This window comes from Neisseria sp. P0022.S010, from assembly GCF_051956635.1.
Genome location: NZ_JBQCXF010000649.1, coordinates 1 through 1520, shown reverse-complemented (window position 1 = coordinate 1520; position 1520 = coordinate 1). Strand labels below are relative to the sequence as shown.

The window sequence follows — 1520 nt, the reverse complement described above, 5'->3', positions numbered from 1 at the left end:
GTTGAAAAAGCCGACGCTGGAAACTGCCGACCTGATGCAGTACATCCCCGCGCCTGATTTTGCGGGCGGTGGTCAAATCATTACGCCGGCGGACGAATTGCGCCGGATTTACGAAACCGGCAAGGGCAGCGTGCGCGTGCGTGCGCGTTACGAAATCGAGAAGCTGGCGCGCGGGCAATGGCGCGTGATTGTGACCGAACTGCCGCCGAACGCCAATTCCGCCAAAATCCTTGCCGAAATCGAAGAGCAAACCAACCCGAAACCGAAAGCAGGTAAAAAGCAGCTCAACCAAGACCAGCTCAATACCAAAAAGCTGATGCTGGATTTAATCGAACGCGTGCGCGACGAGTCCGACGGCGAACATCCCGTGCGCCTTGTGTTCGAGCCGAAATCCAGCCGCATCGATACCGATACCTTCATCAACACGCTGATGGCGCAGACTTCACTGGAAGGCAATGTGTCCATGAACTTGGTGATGATGGGACTGGACAACCGCCCCGCGCAGAAAAACCTGAAAACGATTTTGCAGGAATGGCTGGATTTCCGCGTCGTGACCGTAACACGTCGTCTGAAATTCCGTTTGAACCAAGTGGAAAAACGGCTGCACATCCTTGAAGGTCGTCTGAAAGTCTTTCTGCACATCGACGAAGTGATTAAAGTCATCCGCGAATCAGACGACCCGAAAGCCGATTTGATGGCGGCATTCGGGCTGACCGAAATCCAAGCCGAAGACATTTTGGAAATCCGCCTGCGCCAGTTGGCGCGTTTGGAAGGTTTCAAACTCGAAAAAGAATTGAACGAATTGCGCGAAGAACAAGGTCGTCTGAATATTCTTTTGGGCGACGAAAACGAAAAACGCAAGCTGATTATCAAAGAGATGCAGGCGGACATGAAGCAGTTCGGCGACGCACGCCGCACGCTGGTGGAAGAAGCCGGACGCGCCGTGTTGACGCAAACCACCGCCGACGAACCCATCACACTGATTCTGTCGGAAAAAGGCTGGATACGCAGCCGCGCCGGACACAACCTCGATTTGAGCCAAACCGCGTTCAAAGAAGGCGACTGTCTCAAACAAACCCTTGAAGGTCGCACCGTTTTACCTGTCGTCATTCTCGACTCATTGGGCAGAACCTACACGCTCGATGCTGCCGAAATCCCCGGTGGACGCGGCGACGGCGTGCCGGTTTCATCCTTAATCGAGCTGCAAAACGGCGCAAAACCCGTCGCCATGCTCACTGGTCAGCCCGAACAGCACTACCTGCTCTCAGGCAGCGGCGGCTACGGCTTCATCGCCAAACTGGGCGATATGGTCGGACGCGTGAAAGCAGGCAAAGTGGTGATGACCGTGGACAGCGGCGAAACTGTCCTGCCGCCGATTGCCGTCTATGCTTCCTCGCTCATCAATCCCGACTGCAAAATCGTACTGGCCAGCAGCGACCACCGCCTCTTGGCGTTTTCCATCGGCGAACTCAAAGTCATGCCCAAAGGGCGCGGTTTGCAGTTGATGTCGCTGACCGACG

Annotated in this window: 1 protein-coding gene; it reads left to right on the top strand. The window is 55.4% G+C overall.

Going from position 1 to position 1520, the window contains the following annotated elements:
- Window positions 1-1520 (top strand): DNA gyrase subunit A (locus tag ACTHUT_RS20335; RefSeq protein ID WP_440419610.1); only part of this gene is annotated, 1520 nt, incomplete at both ends.